Genomic DNA, 23,680 nt, shown 5'->3' with positions numbered 1-23,680 from the left:
TCTTCGTCAATGATACCTAAAACCGTGTTAAAGCCGGGCGTCGAGCCTTGCCCGGCTTAGCTTTAAGTATTAAACGTCCAGTAGCAGACGTGTTGGGTCTTCTAGAAGTTCTTTAATCGTTACCAGATACCCAACCGACTCACGACCATCAACCAAACGGTGATCATAAGACAGTGCCAGGTACATCATAGGTAGGATTTCAACCTTGCCGTCAACGGCCATTGGGCGGTCAGCAATTTTGTGCATACCCAAAATAGCTGATTGCGGCGGGTTGATAATAGGGGTCGACATCAGTGAGCCGAACACACCACCGTTAGTGATAGTAAAGTTACCACCAATCAGCTCATCAACGGTTAGCTTACCGTCACGGCCCTTGATAGCGAGCTCACGAATACCTTTCTCGATCTCCGCCAGGCTAAGCTTGTCACAGTCACGAAGAACAGGAGTCACCAGGCCGCGTGGCGTTGATACCGCAATGCTTACATCGAAGAAGTTGTGGTAAACAATGTCATCACCATCAATCGATGCATTCACTTCCGGGTAGCGCTTCAGCGCTTCAACAACAGCCTTGACGTAGAAAGACATGAAGCCCAGGCGAATACCATGGCGCTCTTCAAAGATGTCTTTGTACTGCTTGCGAAGGTCCATGATCGGCTTCATGTTCACTTCATTGAACGTTGTAAGCATCGCTGTGCTGTTCTTCGCTTCAAGCAGGCGCTCTGCCACACGCTTACGCAGGCGTGTCATCGGAACACGTTTCTCACTGCGGTGAGCCAGAGGCGCTTCTGCCTTAGCCTCGACAGCAGGTGCAGGTGCCGCAACAGGTGCCTGTGCTTTACCCTCTTTGACATACGCTTCGACATCTTCACGAGTGATACGGCCGCCAACACCGGTACCTTTGACGTCAGCAGCATTGATGCTGTGCTCGCCAAGCAGACGGCGAACCGCCGGGCTCAGTGCTTCGTTCGTTTCTTCAGACAGTGACGCAGTATTGCGCTTGTTTGGCGAGGCTTCTGCTTCAGCAGGAACATCGGCCGTAGGTTCACCGGCAACAGCACCGGCTTTAATTTTACCAATCAACTGCTTGGTTAATACAGTAGTACCTTCTGTCTCTAGAATTGCTTCCAGAACACCGTCTTCAGGTGCCGGAACTTCCAGCACCACTTTGTCAGTTTCGATATCAACCAGAACTTCATCACGCGTAACGGCATCACCAGGCTGCTTGTGCCAAGTTGCCACTGTCGCATCTGCAACTGATTCAGGTAAATCGGGAACCAGAATTTCGATCGTCATATCGGTTTTGTCCTTATTGTTCCAGTTCTTGTTAATCTATGGTCAACGCTGATTCGATGAGCGCTTTTTGTTGTTTCAAATGAACCGACATGTAACCTACAGCCGGTGAAGCAGATGCCGGACGGCCCGCATAGTTCAAGGCAGCACCTTGCGGTATTGCCGAACGGAAGTTGTGCTGGCTTGAATACCAGGCACCTTGGTTTTGCGGTTCTTCCTGACACCAGATGAAGTCTGTCACGTGCTGGTAATCAGCCAACGCGGCTTCAACGTCTTCTTTCGGGAATGGGTATAGCTGTTCGATACGAACAATAGCTACATCTGTCTGCTCGTTTTTACGGCGTTGTTCTAGCAGGTCGAAGTAAACCTTACCGGAACAGAACACCACGCGTTTAACTTGCTTCGGATCCAAGTCATCAATTTCTGGAATAGCCGGCAAGAAATTACCGCTAGCCAAATCATCCATCGTCGACACACACAGAGGGTGACGAAGTAAGGACTTCGGAGACATTACAATCAGCGGACGGCGCATCGGACGAAGCACCTGACGGCGAAGCATGTGATAAACCTGCGCTGGAGTCGACGGGATAATCACCTGCATGTTCTGTTCCGCACAAAGCTGAAGATAACGCTCAAGACGTGCAGACGAGTGTTCCGGCCCCTGCCCTTCATAGCCGTGTGGTAGCAACATCGTCAGGCCACACATACGGCCCCACTTCTGCTCACCGGAGCTGATAAACTGGTCAATGACCACTTGGGCACCGTTGGCAAAGTCACCAAACTGCGCTTCCCAAACAGTCAAGCCACCAGGCTCAGCCGTCGCGTAGCCATATTCGAATGCCAATACCGCAGCTTCTGACAATACCGAGTCAAAAACCTGGAATGCACCCTGTTTATCGTGAACATTGGCAAGCGGAACATAGGTACTGGCATCGCTTTGATTATGCAGGACAGCATGGCGATGGAAGAAAGTACCACGCCCCGAATCCTGGCCGGTGATCCGGATACGGTTACCGTCATCAACCAACGTAGCATAAGCCAATGTTTCGGCCATACCCCAATCGACCAACTTGTCGCCTGCGATCATGGCCTGGCGGTCGTTGTACAGTTTCTGGACCCGGCTTTGCAGCTTATGGCTTTCCGGGAACTGACAAACACGCTGAGCAAGTTCTGTGAGACGAGATGCTTCAATGGTATTAGGCCATTCCGCCGTCCAGTCGTGACCCAGATACGGCGCCCAGTCAACTGAATGGAGCTTCATCGGCCGCCACTCTTTGACGACACAGTCACCACGATCCAGCGCATCACGGTATTCATTGATCAGTGATGTCGCTGTTTCCAGATCAACGGTATCGTTGTCTGTCAACGCATCAGCATAGATCTTACGCGGAGTCGGGTGCTTCTTGATCTTCTGATACATCAGCGGCTGAGTTGCATTTGGCTCATCAGCTTCGTTGTGACCATGTCGGCGGTAACACACCAAATCAATCACAACATCACGCTTGAAGGTATTTCTGAAGTCCAGTGCAATGCGTGTAACAAAGGCTACCGCTTCAGGATCATCGGCATTAACATGGAAAATTGGTGCCTGGACCATTTTCGCAATATCAGTACAGTACTGGGTAGAACGGGTATCGTTCGGGTTTGAGGTCGTGAAACCAATCTGGTTGTTGACCACGATTCGAACCGTACCACCGACTCGGTAACCACGTGACTGAGACATGTTGAATGTTTCAGCTACCACGCCCTGGCCAGCAATTGCGGAGTCACCGTGAATGGTGATCGGCAGCACCTGCGAGCCGTCTTTATCGCCAAGGCGATCCTGTCTTGCACGCACAGACCCGACAACCACCGGGTTCACAATTTCAAGGTGAGATGGGTTAAATGCCAAAACTAAATGTACATCACCACCTGGCGTTGCAAAATCCGCAGAGAAACCCTGGTGGTATTTTACATCACCGGTTCCCCAAGATTCACCGTGCTTACCGGCGAATTCGTCAAACAAGTCCTGCGGCTTTTTACCCAACACGTTAACCAGCATATTCAGGCGGCCACGGTGCGCCATACCGACGACCACTTCGCGGGCGCCGTTTGTACCGGCGTAGCGGATAAGTTCCTTCACCATCGGAATAAGCGCATCACCACCTTCCAGGGAGAAACGCTTGGCACCCGGGAATTTGGCTCCCAGATAGCGCTCCAAACCTTCGGCAGCTGTGAGCTCATCGAGGAAAGTCAGTTTTTCGTCTTTCGAAAATGCACCTTGACCCACTACCGATTCCAGACGCTGCTGAAGCCAGCGTTTTTCATCGGTATTGGTAATGTGCATGTACTCAGCACCAATCGAACCACAATAGGTTTTTTTCAGCGCATCATAGATTTCAGAAAGCTTCATCGTCTCTTGGCCAATAGCGAAAGAGCCGACATTGAAGGTTTCGTTAAAATCTTCTGCGGTCAGGTTATGGAATTCAGGTTCGAGATCAGGCACTCGCTCCTGCTGCCATAGCCCTAACGGATCTAAGTTTGCATGCTGATGGCCACGGAAACGGTATGCGTTGATAAGCTGCAATACCTTAACCTGTTTAGCATCAACATCTGGATCGCTGACGGAAGCACTTAGATGGGTTGTCTCTTTAGCCAGACGTCGGAAGTAATCACGAACACGCGAATGCGGTTGCTCGACAGCAACTTCACTCACCACAGGCAAATCACTAAATACATGACGCCATTTTTCGTCGACTAATTCTGGGTCGCTAAGATACAACTCGTAGAGGTCTTCTACATAAGTTGCATTGGCGCCAGCCAGGTGTGAAGACTCAAGCCAAGCCTTCATAACGCCGTTCTGCATTTTTTTCCCTTAACCACTAGTTATCGCCATTTGCGCCGGTCTCTAGGCCGGGCTTTAAAGCTGGCTTCCGATAGCGAGTCAAGAAGCCAGCATATCGATAATTCGACTAATTTATACCGCGCGTTTTAGCAACATTGATTTAATGTGGCCTATCGCCTTCGTTGGATTTAATCCCTTAGGACAAACATTTACACAGTTCATGATGCCATGGCAACGAAAAACACTAAAAGCGTCGTCAAGATCTGATAATCGTTCATCTGTTGCAGTATCACGACTGTCAATTAGCCAACGATAGGCTGCCAGCAGACCTGCCGGACCGATAAATTTATCCGGGTTCCACCAGAACGAAGGACAAGATGTCGAACAGCACGCACACATAATGCACTCATACAAACCATCGAGGTGGGCACGATCTTCCGGCGACTGCAGGTTCTCGCGTGATGGTGGCAGCGCATCGTCGTCAATCAGAAACGGCTTAACCTTGGCATAGTTAGTATAGAACTGATCCATATCGATGATCAGATCACGGATAACCGGCAGGCCAGGCAGCGGGCGGATCACAATGGTCTTCTCGCCAGTCAGTGCCGATAGCGGTGTAATGCACGCCAGGCCGTTCTTACCGTTCATGTTAATGCCGTCCGACCCACAGACACCTTCACGGCATGAGCGGCGGAAGGCAAGCGTCGGATCTTGCTCTTTCAATAGGATCAACGCATCCAATACCATCATGTCCGAACCGTCAGGCACCTCCAGGGTGTAGCCTTTCATGTGCGGGGCGTTGTCTACGTCTGGGTTGTAGCGGTAAATCGAGAAATTCAAGTTCATCTTTCATCCCTCCCTTAGTAAGTACGTGCTTTAGGCGGGAACGCCTCTCGATGAACAGGTGACATATTTACATCACGCTTCGACATTTGCTCTGTCTCGGGGTTGTAAATTGAATGACATAACCAGTTTGCATCGTCACGCTCAGGGAAGTCGAATCGGGCATGGGCACCACGACTCTCGGTACGGTAGTTTGCTGCAACAGCCGTTGCATAGGCCGTTTCCATCAGGTTTTCCAACTCCAGACATTCGATACGCTGGGTGTTGAACTCGGTAGACGTATCATCCAGACGCGCTTCCTTCAGGCGCTCGCGGATACCTTTAAGCTCTTCCAGTCCGGTCGCCATTGCGTCACCTTCACGGAATACCGAGAAGTTATTCTGCATGCACGACTGCAGGTCTTTACGAATTTGAACAGGGTCTTCCCCCTTCTGAGTGCTGTTCCAGCGATTAACACGCTCAAGGGAAGCTTCGATATCAGAATCGGTAGCAGGACGGGCCTCAGCCTGTGCCAGCAGGGTTTCACCAAGGTGCAGACCCGTTGCACGGCCAAATACCACAAGGTCAAGCAGTGAGTTACCACCCAGGCGGTTGGCACCGTGAACCGATACCGAGGCAATCTCACCACAAGCAAACAAGCCCTGGACTTCCTCGTCCTGACCAGCCGCATTCTGCTTCACAGCCTGCCCTGATACCTGAGTTGGTACCCCACCCATCATGTAATGACAGGTCGGGATCACCGGAATAGGCTCTTTCACCGGGTCAATGTGGGCAAAGGTGCGCGAAAGTTCACAGATACCCGGCAGACGCGACTCCAACACGTCCTTGCCAAGGTGATCCAGCTTCAGCTTGATGTGTGGGCCCCACGGACCGTCACAGCCGCGGCCTTCACGGATTTCGACCATCATCGAGCGGGCAACAACATCACGACCGGCAAGGTCTTTGGCGTTCGGCGCATAACGCTCCATGAAGCGCTCGCCATCTTTGTTCAACAGGTAACCACCTTCACCACGACAACCTTCGGTCACCAGTACACCGGCACCGGCAATTCCTGTCGGGTGGAACTGCCACATTTCCATATCCTGCATCGGTACACCGGCACGCAATGCCATGCCAACACCGTCACCAGTGTTAATGTGGGCGTTTGTGGTCGAGGCATAGATACGGCCTGCACCACCGGTAGCCAAGATGGTTGCCTTCGACTTGAAGTAGCAAATCTCACCGGTTTCCATGCAAAGCGCAGTACAGCCCAGAATCGCACCGTCCTGGTTCTTCACCAGATCCAATGCATACCATTCGGAGAAAATCGTGGTCTTGTGCTTAACATTCTGCTGGTAAAGCGTATGAAGCAAAGCATGACCGGTACGGTCAGCCGCCGCGGCAGTACGTGCTGCCTGCTCGCCACCGAACTCTTTGGACTGACCACCGAATGGACGTTGATAAATAGTACCGTTATCAAAACGAGAAAACGGCAAGCCCATTTTCTCCAGCTCGATAACCGACTTAGGACCGTTCTGGCACATATATTCGATGGCATTCTGATCGCCAATGTAGTCAGAGCCCTTTACAGTGTCATACATATGCCACTGCCAGTTATCCGGGTGCGAATTACCTAGCGCAACGGTAATCCCGCCCTGCGCCGACACGGTATGTGAACGGGTAGGGAAAACTTTAGACAACAAGGCACATTTCAGACCTTGTTCAGAAATTTGTAGTGCGGCACGCATACCTGCACCACCAGCACCGATTACTACGGCATCAAACTCACGAACTGCAATGCTCACTTACGCACCCCACACAATGAAGAAACCTGAAAACAGGTATACAAAAAGGACGGCTACAACACCAAACTGAATACCTGCTCGTAGGGCGGCAGGTTTAATGTAGTCAGTCAGCACTTGCCACAGACCGATCCAGGCATGGATCAGAACCGACAGCAGAGCCAACATAGTAAAGACCTTGGTGCTCAGCTTGCCGAAAAAGGCGGTCCATGTTTCATAGTTTAGATCCGGGCCAAAGGCGAAGAATCCGACCATATAAATGGTGTAAAGGGTTAGAATGATTGCTGTTGCGCGAATCAGAATAAAATCGTGTATACCATTACGGCCGATTGTCGATACGTTGTTTACCATACTAGGCCTCCAGCGAAGATAGCTAGAACTGCGACGATTGCGAAGCTCACTTTGGTGCTCGCAATGCCGGTATCCATTTCTTCAAAATATCCCATATCCATCAACAGGTGACGCACGCCCAGCACAATGTGATAGAACAATGCAGTCAGTACACCCCACAAAACAAATTTCACAAAAAAACTGTCAACAATGTTGGCAGCGCTTGCGAAACCTTCAGGGGAGGAAAGGGAAAGGCCTAATAGCCAAAGTAGGATGGCAACAGAAACAAATGTGATCACGCCTGATACACGGTGCAGGATTGACGCAATCGCCGTCAGAGGAAAGCGAATCGTCTGTAGGTCGAGGTTGACAGGTCTTGGCTTATTTACTTTCACGGTTTGCCCACTCAGCTCCATTGAAGCATTTTATTTTTTTATAGAATTCTCCGATCCGCTTAAGCCAGAAAAACAAACTTAACATCTTTGTAACCTTTAGTTGCAATAATGTTTTAACGGGGACCTAAAAACAAAAAGCAACCTAAGTGACTAATATTGCTGACAACTTAAGCATTCGTTCCTGGCAGCTGCAGAACCAGAGACCTGCGGCGAGTATACGCCCCGTAACAACCAATTACAAATCCCGTTACATGACCTCTAACACGATTTGGAAATTTTGCACGTTTTCAATCAAAGTTATTAACAAGCGCACACAAACAGGCACAAAAATTGACAAATGGCGTCTCAATCGGTACAACAAATGCACATCCGCTTTGGATTAGGATTATAAAAAAGCAAAGGAGATTGTTATGGCAGACAAGAAAGCTACTCTTCACATTGAAGGGGAAGCACCAGTCGAACTGCCGATTCTCGGGGGCTCACAAGGGCCAGATGTAGTCGATGTGCGTAAACTTGGCGCGAACGGTTACTTCACATTCGACCCTGGTTTTCTAGCCACTGCATCATGTGAATCTCAAATTACTTATATTGACGGCGATAAAGGCGTGCTGCTTCACCGTGGCTACCCGATCGACCAATTAGCGAATAACGCTGATTATTTAGAAGTTTGTTATATTCTTTTGTACGGCGAAGTCCCTACGCGCGAACAGTACGAAACATTCCGTACTACTGTTACTCGCCATACCATGGTCCACGAACAGATTGCCAGCTTCTTCCACGGCTTCCGCCGTGACGCTCACCCAATGGCAGTTATGTGTGGTGTAGTTGGTGCGCTTGCAGCGTTCTACCATGACTCACTGGATATCAATAACGATACCCACCGTGAAATTACGGCTTTCCGCCTGCTGTCAAAAATGCCGACACTGGCTGCAATGTGTTACAAATACTCAATTGGTCAGCCGTTTATCTTCCCTCGCAATGATCTTGATTATGCAGAGAACTTCCTGCATATGATGTTTGCGACACCATGTGAAGAATACGAAGTCAGCCCAGTTGTTGCACGGGCAATGGACAAAATCTTTACCCTGCATGCTGATCACGAGCAAAATGCCTCGACGTCAACTGTACGTCTGGCGGGCTCGTCGGGTGCCAACCCGTTTGCCTGTATTGCAGCCGGTATTGCCTCGCTTTGGGGTCCTGCACACGGCGGTGCCAACGAAGCCTGCCTGAAGATGCTGGAAGAGATCGGCAGTGTCGACAATATTCCAGAATATGTCGAACGAGCGAAAGACAAGGATGACCCATTCCGCCTTATGGGCTTCGGTCACCGTGTCTACAAGAACTACGATCCACGTGCAACGGTAATGCGTGAAGCTTGCCATGAGGTACTGGAAGAACTGAACATTCAGGATCCACTGCTTGATGTAGCTATGGAACTGGAGCGTATTGCACTTTCAGATGAATACTTCATCGACAAGAAACTGTACCCGAACGTTGATTTCTACTCAGGTATTATCCTGAAAGCGATCGGTATTCCAGTGTCTATGTTTACCGTGATCTTCGCGATGTCCCGTACTATCGGCTGGATTGCGCACTGGAACGAAATGCACAACGATCCGGGCAACCGTATCGGCCGTCCTCGCCAGCTGTACACCGGTTACACGCAGCGTGAGTTCAGCCCGATCCACGAACGCGAATAACCGTTCTCGAGCCTGAAACAAAAAAGGTTGAGCAGAAATGCTCAACCTTTTTTATTCGCCTTTTTTTACAACCACTAAACCGGGTTGTCGATATCAATAAACCGGACATCCAGATCGTGCTCGTCAGCCAGCCACTCTCCCAGTGACAGAATACCATAGCGCTCGGTGGCGTGATGACCGGCACTAAAATAATGAATTCCCAACTCTCTTGCCGTATGAACGGTACGTTCAGAGATTTCACCGGAGATGAAGGCATCCAGCCCTTTGTGAGCTGCCAGTTCAATAAAGTCCTGTCCGCCGCCGGTGCACCAGCCGATAGTTTTAATTTCAGCCGGGGCATTGTCGCCAATATGTAACGGCTCGCGATGAAGTGCAATCGACAGGCGCGAGGCCAGCTCTTCCCCTGTCAACGGCTGCTCAAACTGACCAAAAACAGAAACAGATTGTGGATTGCCCTCTTCCATTCCCCCCAGCACTTCAATTTCAAGCAGCTCGGCCAGCTTGGCATTGTTACCCAGCTCAGGATGAACATCTAACGGCAAGTGATAGGCATACAGGTTAATCCCGTTTTCTATCAATGCCTTGATACGACGAAACTTCATACCGCGAATTTCTGCCGGCTCACCTTTCCAGAAGTAACCATGATGAACAAGGATTGCATCAGCCTTTTCTTCAATAGCGCGATCAATCAGGGCCTGGCAAGCCGTCACCCCAGTGATCACTTTTTTTACTTCTGACTTCCCTTCCACCTGTAGGCCGTTCGGGCAATAGTCTTTGATGAGATGCGGGCTCAGCAGCCCGTTGAGTACTGCTTCCAATTTAAGGTTATTCATTATCGCTTCCTTTTTTCAGTTAGCGTTATTCTATACCCAAATCCCCTCAAAATGCAGAACTCAGACAAGGACCGGCCTTCCCCACCCGCAAGATCAAAAAAGCTGCATCACTGCAGCTTTTTCAATATTCTAACTAGCAGCTAGCTAATATAGATCTTGTGAGCCATGTTCAGACTCCTCGAGCCACACTGGCTTGGTACTGGTTTTAACCCAAAATCGATGCAGGTAGCTATAAAAACGAGAACGCTTATCGACCGGCAAGAAAATCATAACAGGGAAGCTAATGACGCCGACAAGCACGACAAACACCCGGCGAAACAAGATGCGGATCTTAGAAAATGACTTGTACATAAGGGCCTCAACAACTGGTCTAACCTGTATAAACAATAATCTAAATAATATTGTCGCACTGCATCACAACGCACACTTTTCGACCAAATTTTATAATTGATGAGTAAACTAAGTCCCAACATGTCATGTACTTACAGTAAGCTAACAAGCAAGGAACAATTTAGAAACGACATCAATGCGGTGCTTACCTGCCCGTCGCTCACCTGTGGCCAACCGTTTGTCGCCGATGAGGCCTGGCTGTCTAATTTTAGGGCTAAGGCAACCATGCCAGATCACACCGATTACCAGGGCAACAGACGGCTTGGCTTTTATTACCAGTGGTTATGGCAACAACTGATTGCAGCACATCCCGATTATTTGCTCGTGGCTGAAGAAATTCAGCTAAAGTGGAACAAGCAAACACTCGGCGCTATCGATTTTCTGATCAAAAATACAATCACCGGCCAGCTCGAACACTGGGAAGTCGCCATTAAGTTCTACCTTGCTTTCCAGAACAGCTGGCCCGGCCCGAATGCCAGCGACAACCTGGATAAAAAAACGGCTCGCATGCTGGAGCACCAGTTAGCGCTCTGTGACCATCCAGCCTTTAGACACCAACTTGCTCCCCAGTTCGGCCAACCCGCTATCAAGCGCCTGATCATGCAGGGACGACTCTTTTATCCCCATGACAAGCTCAGCTCAGGTTCAGATCTAGGTTCAGGTATAGCCATCAACCCGGATGCTTTGAACGGCAAATGGTGTTATCAGTCACAGGCACCAGATTTACAACTGAGGCAACTGAGCAAGACCCAGTGGATCAGCCCCCCCTGTTACCAGGATCTCAAAATGTATCTTGATACCTGTGAGCTGTCGATCCCGACACAAGCCGTCAGCCCTGATGACCAAGTCTGGTTTGTGGTGCCCGATCACTGGCCAACGCATAACAGAGACCGTTAATGACTTTTTACAGGCATAAAAAAACGCCCTCGAAGGGCGTTTTTATCAGCTAAATAATCTTACAGACCAGCGTCGGCAAATACCTTACTGACAATTTCCTGCGCTTCTTGCTCAATAAGGGCTAAGTGCTCTTCGCCTTTGAAGCTTTCGCAGTAAATCTTGTAGATATCTTCGGTGCCTGATGGACGCGCAGCGAACCAGCCATTCTCGGTGGTCACTTTAAGGCCGCCAATCGCCGCACCATTACCCGGTGCATGTGTCAGGCGGGCTGTGATTGCATCACCAGCCAGAGTCTCTGCAGCCACCATTTCAGGAGACAGCTTGCTCAGTACCGCTTTCTGCTCACCGTTGGCGACAGCCTGAAGACGGTTGTATTGCGAAGCGCCGTGCTTGTCAGCCAGTTCTTCGTAGTACTGCTGCGGGTTCTTACCGGTAACAGCCGTGATTTCAGCCGCCAGCAGACATAGCAAGATACCATCTTTGTCGGTAGACCAAGGCGTACCGTCCATGCGCAAGAAAGATGCCCCAGCACTTTCCTCACCACCGAAACCTAGCTCGCCAGAGTACAGACCGTCAACGAACCATTTGAAACCAACCGGTACTTCACACAGCTCACGGCCCAGATCAGCCACAACACGGTCAATCAGCGCACTGGATACCAGTGTTTTACCAACGGCCACTTCCTGGCTCCAGTCCGGACGGTGACGGTAAAGGTAGTCAATACACACTGCAAGGAAGTGGTTAGGGTTCATCAGGCCGGCAGGCGTAACGATACCGTGGCGATCGTAGTCAGGGTCGTTACCAAAAGCCAGATCGTAGCTGTCTTTGTGTGCCAGCAGACCAGCCATCGCATAAGGCGACGAGCAGTCCATACGGACCACACCGTCTTTGTCCAGCGACATAAAGCGGAAAGACGGGTCGATAGACTCGTCGACCAGCGTCAGATCCAGCCCGTAATGACTGGCAATCTGACGCCAATACTCAATGCCAGAACCACCAAGTGGATCAACACCGATTTTAAGGTTGGCTTTCTGAATTGCAGCCATATCGATAACGTTGACCAAATCATCGACATAAGGTGACACCAGCTCTTGCTCGACCACCAGCTCACTGGCAAATGCCTGCTCAATCGACACACGCTTCACATCGACCATGCCATTGGCAATGATCTCGTTGGCACGCTTTTCGATCGCGGTAGTCAGTTCACCTTCGGCAGGACCACCATGGACAGGGTTGTACTTGATACCACCGTCCTGAGGCGGGTTGTGAGACGGGGTGATCACAATGCCATCAGCTTTATCGGCGTTGGCTTTGTTATGGCACAAAATAGCGTGTGAGACACCCGGAGTCGGGGTATAGCCACGCCCTTGCTGGATCACTACCTTCACATTGTTCGCAACCAGCACTTCTAGCGTAGAAGTGAACGCAGGCTCAGACAGCGCATGAGTATCCTTACCCAAAAACAGCGGGCCTGTCACACCTTTAGCAGCACGTACTTCAGCAACAGCCTGGGCGATAGCCCAGATATGGTGCTGGTTGAATGTACCTTTATCAGCCGTACCACGGTGACCAGAAGTCCCAAAGGCAACTTTCTGCTGTGGTTGAGTAACGCTCGGCTCAATAAGAAAATAATTTGCCACTAATGCGGGAATGTTATGCATATCTTCTTGCTGGGCACGCTGCCCGGCTCGAGGATGGATTGCCATTAACTTATCCTTGTAATAAAAAGGCGAAACGCCAGTTAAATTTCACCGCAAACTTTGTCGATGATATCTGCACCGAAGTTCATTTTGCCCATCAACTGCTCAACCATCTGACGTTTGCGATCAGTATTCGTATTCGTTATTACCCAGAACGGGGTCTCGGGAATCGCTTTCGGCTTGGTCGTTTTACCACTCGCCAGCAGTGTGTCTTTGCTCTCGGCAAAGTAAATGCGGGTACGACCTTTGATTGCCGCAGCTTCTGTAAAGCCTTTCGGATCGATACGATAAAGCGACGACAAGATCATCATGAAGCGGCCGATGGCTTTTTCCTGGACGGCGAACTCATCTGAAATCAACAACGATCGCATCTCTTTTACACGATCCATTTTCGTTACATTACCCGCGTCTTTACTTACCACGATACCCTTAGGTCGAACAGGCATAACAACCTCTGGCTGCTGTTCGCTCTGCTCTGGCACCATTAACAGGCGGCGCAAAATGTCGGATGCACTCTCGCCAATATGCTGGGTTTGGCTGGCAATATAACGATATAGCTCTTCGTCTACCTCAATACTCTTCATCGTAGTGTTCATTATCGTTCCGTTTGAAAATCACCGTGAGATTATAACGTGATCCGAGGTTATACTCTACGGTAAAGCGTTATCAACAAGAGAAAATAGTCAGTGAATCTTCATTACCAAGTGGACGGACAAGGTGAAGCGATCATTTTGATCCATGGTCTTTTCGGCAGTGCCGACAATCTGGGACTGCTCGCCAGATCGTTGAAAGATAAATATAAAGTGATCAGCATCGATCTTCGAAACCATGGCCGCTCCCCCCATTCAGATACATTTACCTACCGCGAAATGGCTGCCGACGTCCTGAAGGTCATCGACCTATGTGATATAGAGCGGTTCTCGCTCATTGGCCATTCTATGGGCGGAAAAGTTGCCATGGCAATGACCGAGCTGGCAGCGCCCCGCTTTAACCATTTAATCGTCCTGGATATGGCGCCGGTCCATTACCACGTACACCGCCACCAAAATGTCTTTGCCGGCCTGCGGGAAGTCGCCAGGCACACCGTTGGCAAACGCAGTGAAGCCGAAACTCACTTGGCTAAACATGTGCTCGAACCGGGTGTAAGGCAATTTTTGCTCAAGTCTTTTGCCAAGACAGACAGCGGCTATAACTGGCGCTTCAATGTCGAGGGCCTGATCGCCAACTACGATACCATTATGGGGTGGCAGGAAGTGCCTGAATTCACAGGTAAGACCTTGTTCGTCAAGGGGCAGGAGTCCGAATATATCCTGCCAGAGCACAGAGAATCTATCGCACGCCAGTTTCCTTCGGCCAAGGCCCACATGGTGGCAAATACCGGACACTGGCTGCATGCCGAGAAACCAGAGACAGTAAACCGTATAATTCTGAACTTCTTACAATCAGCTTAAGGCGAATCAAGCACCCCTATACCGTTAACAGGCACCTACTGTCTGTGTTATAGTGCGCGCCTAGCTCGGCTTCAACGGCTGTAAGGAGACAGAAATGTTATACGAGCACATGGAACTGCTTGAATCGATTGGGCTGGACTTGTTGTTCGCCGCAATATTTTTCTTTATCGGCATGGCCATAAAGGATGTACTGAAGCAGGGTAATGTGCCACCATTTGGCCGCAAAATTGTCTGGCTTGTCCTTTTTCTGGGCTGCGCCGGGTTTATCACCAAGGGCCTGATCCAGATTAGCTGGGAAGGCGCTGGCATTGGTTAACATTTATAGCTGAATTCAGCGACTGCCGAGCGTGCAACAAAGCCGAATCATGAAATAGAACATGCTCTGACAAAGAGCTAGTGGTCATCAGATAAAACAGCATCGAGCATTCAAGTGACAAGTGTCACCGCTTGATAAGTGATCATTGAAACTCAGGACCAGCGTCCTGATAAGATTTATGTATATCGTTATCATCAAGGATAACGGTCAACAACTAATACGGGTAATCTCTACTATGGCGAGTGTAGGACTCTTCTTTGGTAGCGACACAGGTAATACAGAAGCTGTCGCTAAAATGATCCAGAAGCAACTGGGCAAAAAACTGGTTGAAGTAAAAGATATCGCTAAAAGCAGCAAAGAAGATATCGACAACTTCGACCTGCTACTGTTAGGTATCCCTACCTGGTACTACGGTGAAGCGCAGTGTGACTGGGATGACTTCTTCCCTGAGCTGGAAGGTATCGACTTCTCGACTAAGCTTGTTGCTATTTTCGGTTGTGGTGACCAAGAAGATTACGCAGAGTACTTCTGTGACGCTATGGGTACGGTTCGCGAAATCGTAGAAGGCCGCGGCGCAACTATCGTTGGCCACTTCCCGACGGAAGGCTTTGAGTTTGAAGCATCAAAAGCACTTGTTGACGACAACCACTTCGTTGGCCTTTGCATCGATGAAGATCGCCAGCCGGAACTGACTGACGAGCGCGTAGAGAAGTGGGTAAACCAAATCTATGACGAAATGTGCCTGGCTGAACTGGCCGACTAATCGTCACTGTTATGCCCAATAAACGCGCCCTCTGGCGCGTTTTTTATTTCTGTAATCGCAATCAGATCTGCATACCTCGATATAGCTTACATACCCTAACCGCATATAAACAAAAGCGCATATAACAACTCAATTCATGAGAAGATTTCACGGCGGTATTGAGTACGATTAGCATTTATATTCCACTACGTTAACTTCAGACAAGTTCTGAAATAACAGCAGTATTGGGAAGTATATGATGTTCCGAACCTCATTCCCCAGAGCAGCCGCCACTTCTTTAGGGGCAACGCTATACTAGCCAGCCGGAAAATCTCTTTCATCCTCAGCCCCCCCTAGCCACTAGCACGAAGAGCACACCAACATTTTTGTAACAAGCCTGCAAAGTAAAGAAAAGTTACATATCAGGTAGATTCATCGCTTTTTAAGGTTTATTGTTACCTTGTCGTCACTTATAATAAATAGATATGAGAAAGACTACCGCTTCATGTTGTTGCGGCTAGCCAATAGGAAACTCGGATGTCAGATAATAATCACGCACTTAAACAAGCAGGCTTAAAAGTTACGCTTCCGCGTCTTAAAATTCTGGAAGTATTGCAGCAGCCTGATTGCCAACACATTAGTGCTGAAGACTTATACAAGAAACTAATCGATATTGGTGAAGAGATTGGCCTGGCAACGGTTTACCGCGTACTGAACCAATTTGATGATGCTGGTATTGTGACTCGCCACCATTTCGAAGGCGGTAAATCAGTATTTGAACTGGCCACTCAGCACCATCATGACCACCTGGTTTGTCTTGATTGTGGAAAAGTTATTGAGTTTTCTGACCAAGTTATCGAACAGCGCCAGAAAGAGATTGCTTCCAGCTTCAACGTTCGCCTGACTAACCACAGCCTGTACCTCTATGGTCACTGCATGGAAGGTGACTGTAACGAAAACCCAGAGCTGCACGATCAAAAATAATTAATGCCCTAAGCCTTTACTGCGATATATTGACTATGACAGATGGCGGCTTAGGCGCTTGACTCTAAATCAAAAAACCAGCCAAGCGGCTGGTTTTTTTTATGGGATCAAAAAGCCAGCCTTAGCTGGCTTTGCTATTAATCGCCAATCTTAGCCCAAGTATCACGCAGGCCAACCGTGCGGTTAAACACAAGTTTCTCTTTAGAAGAGTCTTTGCTATCTGCACAGAAATAACCCATACGCTCAAACTGGAATGCTTTCTCTGCTTCAGCATCAGCCAACGACGGCTCTACGACACCTTGCTTAGTGGTCAGTGATTCCGGGTTGATCACAGAAACAAAGTCATCAGCAGCGCCAGGGTTCGGTACAGTGAACAGACGATCGTACAGACGAATTTCAGCAGGGATACCCGCTTCCGCTGATACCCAGTGGATCACGCCCTTCACCTTACGGCCGTCTGTTGGGTTTTGGCCCAGCGTTTCGTTATCGTAAGTACAGAAGATGGTAGTGATATTACCTTCTTCGTCTTTCTCGATACGTTCAGCCTTGATCACATAGGCACCGCGTAGACGCACTTCTTTACCCAGCACCAGACGCTTGTACTTCTTGTTAGCTTCTTCACGGAAGTCTTCACGCTCGATATACAACTCACGAGTGAAAGGTACTTCGCGGGTTCCCATCTCAGGCTTATTCGGATGGTTCGCTACATTCAAGATTTCCGCTTCACCATCAAAGTTTTCGATAACAACTTTAACAGGATCCAGAACGGCCATTGCACGAGGTGCATTTTCGTTTAGATCATCACGGATACAAGATTCCAGTGAGCCCATCTCGATGGTGTTGTCTTGCTTGGTTACACCAATGCGCTTACAAAACTCGCGGATAGAGGCAGAAGTAAAGCCACGACGACGCAGGCCAGAGATAGTCGGCATACGCGGATCATCCCAACCAGAAACCAGATTATCGGTTACCAGCTGGTTTAGCTTACGCTTGGACATAACCGTGTACTCAAGGTTCAGGCGGCTGAACTCATACTGACGCGGCTGGCAGTCAATCGTAATGTTATCCAGCACCCAGTCGTACAGACGACGGTTGTCCATAAACTCCAGGGTACAAATAGAGTGCGTAATACCTTCCAACGCATCAGAGATACAGTGCGTGAAATCGTACATCGGATAGATGCACCACTTGTCGCCAGTCTGGTGGTGAGTGGCGAAACGCACACGGTAGATAACCGGATCACGCATCACCATAAACGGTGAAGCCATGTCGATCTTGGCGCGAAGGCACATCTTGCCCTCTTCCACTTCGCCATTTTTCATTTTATCGAACAGCGCCAGGTTTTCTTCAACGCTGCGATCACGGTATGGGCTGTGTTTACCCGGCTCAGTCAATGTGCCGCGGTATTCACGCATTTGCTCTGGACTTAGCTCATCAACATACGCTAAGCCTTTATTAATCAATTCAATAGCAAACCCGTATAGCTTGTCGAAGTAGTTTGATGAATAGCAAATCTCACCGCTCCACTCGAAGCCCAACCAGTTAACATCGTTCTTAATAGACTCAACGTATTCGATGTCTTCTTTCTCAGGGTTAGTATCGTCGAAACGTAGGTTACATTGACCCTGATAGTCCTGAGCAATACCGAAGTTCAAACAAATTGATTTAGCATGACCGATGTGCAGGTAGCCGTTCGGCTCCGGCGGGAATCGGGTATGTACGCTTGTATGTTTGCCACTTGCTAAATCCGCATCAATGATCTGGCGGATAAAGTTAGTTGGACGAGCTTCAGATTCACTCATCTATTACACCTCGTGTGCTTACAGGATTTTAGAACCCTCTATGATCCATAAATATGGTGCACGACTCAACAAATAGTGTGCATTGTTTGTCGATATGTATAAAAAAACCCCGCTATCGCAGGGCAATATAAACAGATGACACCCAATTCGAGCATCACTATACCCAAGCAACCTCAAGATGCAGGGCAACCCAAGCCTAAAACTACCAGGGCAGCTTCGGAATACACTTCGGGGAAAGCGTATTCGGAAACTAGCAAGGCACAACCCGCCGAACCAGAGCGGAGCCTTGCGGTAGCGATGGCCAAGCCTCATTGTAATCTTGTTTTGGAAAAAAAACGGCCTCCAACAAGAGGCCGCTCTTCACGCCGTTATCCAGGCTCCCTGACCAGGAGCCCGGCTTTAGGTCATTAAGGCAGTTTTACCGAAGAGAGATCTTCAGATGCCGGGATTTTTTTCATTTCGCCAGCAACGATTTCCGCCAGCGGGCCAAGGATAACCTGAATATTGTTGGTACCAAGTTTAACCACACCCATGGCACCCAGAGCCTTCAGAGTTTTCTCATCAGCCAGGCTGCTGTCTTTCAGTGTCAGGCGCAGACGCGTGATACATGCATCGATGTTCTCAAGGTTACCGTGGCCACCCAGCGCTTTCAGGTACTGTTTAGCCAGCTCACCCGTTTCTTCTGAACCAGCAACTGAACCTTCTTCCGTATCATCGTCTTCACGACCCGGTGTTTTCAGGTTGAACTTAACAATGACAGTACGGAAGATTGCGTAGTACAGACCGAAGAATACCAGGCCTTGAACAATTAGCATGTACCAGTTAACCGCTAGCGGGTTACGCGTCGACAGCACCATATCGACCAGACCAGCCGAGAAGCCGAAGCCAGCAATCCACTGCATTGATGCCGCAATGTATACAGACAAGCCAGCTAGTGCTGCGTGAACAACGTATAGCGCAGGTGCCAGGAACATGAAGGCAAACTCTAGCGGCTCAGTAACACCGGTGAAGAATGATGCGAAACCGGCTGCAATCATGATTGAAGCAACTTTTTCTTTGTTCTTGGCTTTCGCTGTATGGTACATCGCAAGTGCCGCACCCGGCAGGCCGAACATCATGATTGGGAAGAAGCCTGCCTGATACATACCGGTCACACCCGGAGTCGCCACACCTTCAGCAATAGATTTCGCGCCACCAAGGAAGTTAGGAATATCGTTGATACCGGCAACGTCAAACCAGAATACAGAGTTCAGTGCGTGGTGAAGACCAACAGGAATCAATAGACGGTTAAAGAATGCATAGATACCGGCACCTAGCTCACCCATACCCTGGATACCTTCACCGAAGTTCACAAGACCACCATAAACAGCTGGCCAGATGTACATCAGAATGAAAGCAATAAAGATACCTGCGAATGACGTCAGGATAGGAACCAGACGCTTGCCCGAGAAGAATGCCAGGGCTTTGTGAAGTTCTACAGCAGAGAAGCGATTATAGATTTCAGCAGATACGATACCGACTAAGATACCGACAAATTGGTTATTGATCTTCGCGAATGCTGCAGGCACTGCGCTAGGGTCAATGCCTTGAATTTGTGCAACTGCGCCCGGAGACAGCAGCGTTGTAACGACTAAAAAGCCAACAAAACCAGAAAGTGCTGCTGCACCATCTTTATCTTTAGACATACCGTACGCAACACCGATTGCGAACAGTACAGACATGTTATCAATAATAGCGGCACCAGCCTTGATCAAAAAGGCTGCCAGTGCACTGTTTGCACCCCAGCCGTTCGGATCAATCCAGTAACCAATACCCATTAATATTGCGGCGGCAGGCAGCGTGGCAACAGGTACCATCAGCGCCTTACCTACTTTCTGAAAATATCCAAGAATATTCACCCTTAGTTCCCCCTATGGTTTTCTTAGATGCGATCCAGATAACTTTTTTTAGTTATCCGATTAAGTCATTTGCAGTGTAAGAGATTAATTTCGCCCCGCAAATTAAAACCTCATCAATTGTGATCTTTATCACCTGATTAACTAACAATAGAGCGATTTTGCTAGCCCGATCATAAAACTTATTTTATTATCCAAAACAAAGGTAATATGCCGCTAAGATTTAATCGTATTTTCTACTAGGAATGAGGTATCACCGTGAGACTAATCCCGCTGAATAAAGCTAAAGATGTAGGTTTGTGGTCCGCTCGCTATATCGCTGATTCTATTAATAAATTTCAGCCAACAGCCGACCGTCCTTTTGTATTAGGTTTACCGACTGGTGGTACTCCACTGGCAACATACAAGCGTTTGATCGAGCTTTATGAAGCTGGAGAAGTAAGTTTTAAGCACGTTGTTACCTTCAACATGGATGAGTATATCGGTATCTCGGCCGACCACCCTGAGTCATACCGCAGCTTCATGTACAACAACTTCTTTAAACACATTGATATTCAAGAAGAAAACATCAATCTCCTGAATGGTAATACTGACGATCACGAAGCAGAATGTCAGCGTTACGAGGACAAGATCAAATCTTACGGTAAAATTAATTTGTTCATGGGCGGTGTAGGCAATGACGGACATATTGCCTTCAACGAGCCGGCTTCTTCGCTGGCATCACGCACCCGTATCAAAACACTGACCGAAGACACACGTATTGCAAACTCGCGCTTCTTTGACGGTGATATGGATCAGGTACCAAAGTACGCACTAACCATCGGTGTTGGTACGCTGCTGGATGCACGGGAAATCATGATTCTGGTTACCGGCCACAACAAGGCCCAGGCTCTTGAAGCCGCCGTTGAAGGTTCGGTTAACCACCTGTGGACGGTATCTGCCCTTCAGCTACACCCTAAATCACTGATTGTCTGTGACGAGCCGTCAACACAGGAGCTGAAAGTCAAAACTGTGAAATACTTCCAGGAACTGGAAGCTGAAAACATCAAGAACCTGTAATAGGAGTTGTTCATGTACGCGCTTACCAACTGCCGTATTTTTACCGGTAGCGATGTGCTGAGTAACCACGCCGTCATTATTGACGGCGTGAACATTCACGCTATTTGCCCTGCCGACGAGCTACCTCAAGATATTGAAACGCTGGATCTGGACGGGGCCAACCTGACACCAGGCTTCATCGATCTGCAGCTCAACGGCTGCGGCGGCGTCATGCTAAACGATGAGATCAATGCCGATACCATCCATACCATGCACCGCGCCAACCTGAAATCAGGCTGCACCAGCTTCTTGCCGACGCTGATCACCTCGTCTGACGAAGATATGAAAACGGTCATTGCCGCAGCCCGCGAATATCATGCCCAGTATCAAAACCACTCGCTCGGTTTGCACCTGGAAGGTCCTTACCTGAACGTGATGAAAAAAGGTATCCACAGTGTCGATCACATCCGTCGTTCCGATGACGCCATGATCCAGACCATCTGTGACAATGCCGATATCGTGGCCAAGGTAACACTGGCACCGGAACAAAACTCCCACGAGCATATCCGACATCTGGCCGAGGCCGGTATTGTTGTTTCTGCAGGCCATACCAATGCGACCTATGTCGAGGCGCGCAAAGGCTTTGAGGCCGGTATCAGCTTTGCGACCCACCTGTTTAATGCCATGACACCGATTGCCGGCCGCGAGCCAGGCATGGTCGGGGCCATCTACGACACGCCGGATGTCTACACCGGGGTGATAGCGGACGGTTTTCATGTAGATTATGCCAATATTCGTATGGCTCACAGGATGAAAGGCGAAAAACTTGTTTTGGTCACCGATGCAACTGCACCAGCAGGAGCAGACATTGATCACTTTATTTTTGTCGGTAAGAAAGTATATTACCGTGATGGCAAGTGTGTTGATGAAAATGGCACACTTGGCGGTTCGGCACTCACTATGATAGAAGCAGTTCAAAACAGTGTCGAGCATGCAGGTATCGCCCTGGACGAAGCGATTCGTATGGCAACCCTGTATCCTGCTCGTGCCATTGGTGCGGACAAGACACTGGGGGCCATCAAAAAAGGCATGGTTGCTAACCTGGCTATTTTTGATCGTGACTACCATGTTCGGGCGACTGTTGTTAACGGTGAATACGAGCAGAACTAACTATGACAGGCGGACAAATTGGTAATGTAGATCTGGTAAAGCAGCTTAACAGTGCAGCTGTTTACAGACTCATTGACTTGCAAGGCCCTATTTCACGTATCCAGGTAGCAGACGTAAGTCAGCTGGCTCCTGCAAGCGTTACTAAAATCACCCGCCAATTGCTTGAACGCGGCCTGATCAAAGAGGTCGCGCAGCAGGCTTCCACCGGTGGACGACGTGCCATTTCGCTGACGACAGAGTCAGCGCCTTTCCATTCGATTGCTATCCGGCTTGGACGCAACTATATCGAATTAACCATTTACGACTTGAGCGGCAAGCACATAGCCAGCGCCGCTCATCAGTTTAACTACGCCAACCAGCAAGAACTGACCGACGGCCTGCTTGGCCATATCCGCCAGTTCATCGCAGACAACCAAAATATCATGCGTGAGCTGGTCGCTTTCGGTATTACCCTGCCGGGACTGATTGATCCGGAAACCGGCGTGGTCGAATATATGCCACATATTGAGGTGGATAACTTTCCGCTCTCGGAAATTATCAGCGAGAAATTCGGCGTTTCCTGCTTTGTCGGTAACGACATCCGAGGCCTGGCGTTAGCCGAACACTATTTCGGCGCGAGCCAGGACTGTAAAGATTCAATCCTGATCAGTGTCCACCACGGTACCGGTGCCGGGATCATCGTGAACGGACAGGTATTCCTTGGCTTTAACCGTAATGTCGGTGAGATAGGCCATATCCAGATTGATCCGCTCGGTGACAAGTGCCAGTGCGGCAACTTCGGCTGCCTGGAAACAGTGGCGGCAGATCCGGCCATCATCAAACAGGCTCAGAGCCTGCTGGCCCAAGGTTACCGTAGCAGCCTGCAGGAGCTGGAGGAAGTCACTATGCCAGCCATCTGCGAAGCGGCCAACAAGGGTGACGAACTGGCCTGCCAGGTACTGATCAAGGTCGGTAATCAACTCGGCAAGGCATTGGCTATGACGATTAATTTATTCAACCCGCAAAAAATCGTGGTTGCCGGCAATATCATCCAGGCCAAAGATGTCATTTTCCCGGCTATTCGCCGCTGCGTTGAAACCCAGTCACTGTCGACGTTCCATAAAGATCTGCCGATTGTAGAATCTGAGCTCTATAGCCAGCCTACCATCGGGGCATTTTCAATGATCAAGCGTGCTATGCTTAACGGCGTGCTGCTTCAACGACTACTTGAAGATTAGGCCCGACACCACAGTGCCTGACAGCAAGCCAAGCTCATAGCACAGCAGCTTTTTCACCACACTAAAAAGGGGCATGTACCGG

At 49.3% G+C, this 23,680-nt stretch carries 21 protein-coding genes; 9 read left to right on the top strand and 12 right to left on the bottom strand.

Annotated features, from left to right (window positions below):
• Positions 1–69: 69 nt before the first annotated feature.
• The 6 genes from odhB to sdhC form a co-directional block, all read right to left on the bottom strand.
• Entirely contained in the window at positions 70–1,293 is a 1,224-nt protein-coding gene (odhB, locus tag BIT28_RS28200; protein WP_075768301.1) for a 2-oxoglutarate dehydrogenase complex dihydrolipoyllysine-residue succinyltransferase, read from the bottom strand.
• Between the two features lie 31 nt (positions 1,294–1,324).
• Positions 1,325–4,135 carry a 2-oxoglutarate dehydrogenase E1 component gene (gene sucA, locus BIT28_RS28195; RefSeq protein ID WP_075768300.1) on the bottom strand — a complete coding sequence of 937 codons (2,811 nt, stop codon included), beginning with the start codon at positions 4,133–4,135 and terminating at the stop codon, positions 1,325–1,327.
• A 111-nt stretch (positions 4,136–4,246) separates the two neighbouring features.
• Positions 4,247–4,960 carry a succinate dehydrogenase iron-sulfur subunit gene (locus BIT28_RS28190; RefSeq protein WP_075768299.1) on the bottom strand — a complete coding sequence of 238 codons (714 nt, stop codon included), beginning with the start codon at positions 4,958–4,960 and terminating at the stop codon, positions 4,247–4,249.
• Positions 4,961–4,974: 14 nt separating this feature from the next.
• The gene (gene sdhA, locus BIT28_RS28185; RefSeq protein ID WP_075768298.1) at positions 4,975–6,741 is read right to left on the bottom strand and encodes a succinate dehydrogenase flavoprotein subunit; all 1,767 of its coding nucleotides are present in this window, start codon (positions 6,739–6,741) and stop codon (positions 4,975–4,977) included.
• On the bottom strand, positions 6,742–7,089 hold the full coding sequence (sdhD, locus tag BIT28_RS28180) for a succinate dehydrogenase, hydrophobic membrane anchor protein (RefSeq protein WP_075768297.1): 348 nt from the start codon (positions 7,087–7,089) through the stop codon (positions 6,742–6,744). It abuts the gene before it with no gap.
• Positions 7,083–7,484: a succinate dehydrogenase cytochrome b556 subunit gene (gene sdhC, locus BIT28_RS28175; protein ID WP_075768296.1), complete on the bottom strand. Its 402-nt coding sequence runs from the start codon at positions 7,482–7,484 to the stop codon at positions 7,083–7,085. The genes sdhD and sdhC overlap by 7 nt, the downstream gene beginning before the upstream one ends.
• Positions 7,485–7,873: 389 nt before the next feature.
• Between sdhC and BIT28_RS28170 the strand changes: the two genes are divergently transcribed.
• The gene (locus tag BIT28_RS28170; protein ID WP_075768295.1) at positions 7,874–9,163 is read left to right on the top strand and encodes a citrate synthase; all 1,290 of its coding nucleotides are present in this window, start codon (positions 7,874–7,876) and stop codon (positions 9,161–9,163) included.
• Positions 9,164–9,237: 74 nt separating this feature from the next.
• On the opposite strand, the gene BIT28_RS28165 is transcribed toward BIT28_RS28170, so the two are convergent.
• Positions 9,238–9,996: a Nif3-like dinuclear metal center hexameric protein gene (locus BIT28_RS28165; protein WP_075768294.1), complete on the bottom strand. Its 759-nt coding sequence runs from the start codon at positions 9,994–9,996 to the stop codon at positions 9,238–9,240.
• Between the two features lie 144 nt (positions 9,997–10,140).
• Positions 10,141–10,347: a DUF2517 family protein gene (locus BIT28_RS28160; protein ID WP_075768293.1), complete on the bottom strand. Its 207-nt coding sequence runs from the start codon at positions 10,345–10,347 to the stop codon at positions 10,141–10,143.
• A gap of 120 nt (positions 10,348–10,467) precedes the next feature.
• Between BIT28_RS28160 and BIT28_RS28155 the strand changes: the two genes are divergently transcribed.
• Positions 10,468–11,283, top strand: coding sequence for a DUF1853 family protein (locus BIT28_RS28155; protein ID WP_075768292.1), 816 nt, complete (start codon positions 10,468–10,470; stop codon positions 11,281–11,283).
• A 59-nt stretch (positions 11,284–11,342) separates the two neighbouring features.
• Here BIT28_RS28155 and pgm read toward each other — a convergent pair whose 3' ends face one another.
• Positions 11,343–12,989, bottom strand: coding sequence for a phosphoglucomutase (alpha-D-glucose-1,6-bisphosphate-dependent) (pgm, locus tag BIT28_RS28150; protein WP_075768291.1), 1,647 nt, complete (start codon positions 12,987–12,989; stop codon positions 11,343–11,345).
• Between the two features lie 35 nt (positions 12,990–13,024).
• A complete protein-coding gene (seqA, locus tag BIT28_RS28145) occupies positions 13,025–13,567 on the bottom strand; it encodes a replication initiation negative regulator SeqA (RefSeq protein ID WP_075768438.1) in 543 nt (180 codons plus the stop codon).
• Between the two features lie 102 nt (positions 13,568–13,669).
• Between seqA and BIT28_RS28140 the strand changes: the two genes are divergently transcribed.
• The 4 genes from BIT28_RS28140 to fur all read left to right on the top strand — a co-directional run bounded on the left by BIT28_RS28140 (position 13,670) and on the right by fur (position 16,476).
• Positions 13,670–14,434 (top strand): alpha/beta fold hydrolase, encoded by a 765-nt coding sequence (locus BIT28_RS28140; RefSeq protein WP_075768290.1) that lies wholly within the window; start codon positions 13,670–13,672, stop codon positions 14,432–14,434.
• 94 nt (positions 14,435–14,528) lie between these two features.
• Positions 14,529–14,750: a DUF2788 domain-containing protein gene (locus BIT28_RS28135; protein ID WP_075768289.1), complete on the top strand. Its 222-nt coding sequence runs from the start codon at positions 14,529–14,531 to the stop codon at positions 14,748–14,750.
• A 235-nt stretch (positions 14,751–14,985) separates the two neighbouring features.
• Positions 14,986–15,513, top strand: a complete 528-nt coding sequence (fldA, locus tag BIT28_RS28130) for a flavodoxin FldA (RefSeq protein ID WP_075768288.1) — start codon at positions 14,986–14,988, stop codon at positions 15,511–15,513.
• Positions 15,514–16,029: 516 nt separating this feature from the next.
• On the top strand, positions 16,030–16,476 hold the full coding sequence (gene fur / locus BIT28_RS28125; protein WP_075768287.1) for a ferric iron uptake transcriptional regulator: 447 nt from the start codon (positions 16,030–16,032) through the stop codon (positions 16,474–16,476).
• Between the two features lie 137 nt (positions 16,477–16,613).
• Here fur and glnS read toward each other — a convergent pair whose 3' ends face one another.
• A complete protein-coding gene (glnS, locus tag BIT28_RS28120) occupies positions 16,614–18,278 on the bottom strand; it encodes a glutamine--tRNA ligase (protein ID WP_075768286.1) in 1,665 nt (554 codons plus the stop codon).
• Positions 18,279–18,685: 407 nt separating this feature from the next.
• Positions 18,686–20,176 carry an N-acetylglucosamine-specific PTS transporter subunit IIBC gene (gene nagE / locus BIT28_RS28115; RefSeq protein ID WP_075768285.1) on the bottom strand — a complete coding sequence of 497 codons (1,491 nt, stop codon included), beginning with the start codon at positions 20,174–20,176 and terminating at the stop codon, positions 18,686–18,688.
• A 255-nt stretch (positions 20,177–20,431) separates the two neighbouring features.
• Here nagE and nagB point away from each other — a divergent pair, with 255 nt between their 5' ends.
• The 3 genes from nagB to nagC are packed head-to-tail and all read left to right on the top strand — an operon-like array spanning position 20,432 to position 23,598.
• Positions 20,432–21,232 (top strand): glucosamine-6-phosphate deaminase, encoded by an 801-nt coding sequence (gene nagB, locus BIT28_RS28110; protein WP_075768284.1) that lies wholly within the window; start codon positions 20,432–20,434, stop codon positions 21,230–21,232.
• A gap of 12 nt (positions 21,233–21,244) precedes the next feature.
• Positions 21,245–22,381, top strand: coding sequence for an N-acetylglucosamine-6-phosphate deacetylase (gene nagA / locus BIT28_RS28105; protein WP_075768283.1), 1,137 nt, complete (start codon positions 21,245–21,247; stop codon positions 22,379–22,381).
• 2 nt (positions 22,382–22,383) lie between these two features.
• Positions 22,384–23,598 (top strand): DNA-binding transcriptional regulator NagC, encoded by a 1,215-nt coding sequence (gene nagC, locus BIT28_RS28100; protein ID WP_075768282.1) that lies wholly within the window; start codon positions 22,384–22,386, stop codon positions 23,596–23,598.
• Positions 23,599–23,680: the final 82 nt, after the last annotated feature.

Source organism: Photobacterium proteolyticum (assembly GCF_001939735.1).
Lineage (GTDB): Bacteria > Pseudomonadota > Gammaproteobacteria > Enterobacterales > Vibrionaceae > Photobacterium > Photobacterium proteolyticum.
Note: the sequence above shows the minus strand (reverse complement) of the source record. Positions and strands in the feature narration are given on the sequence as shown.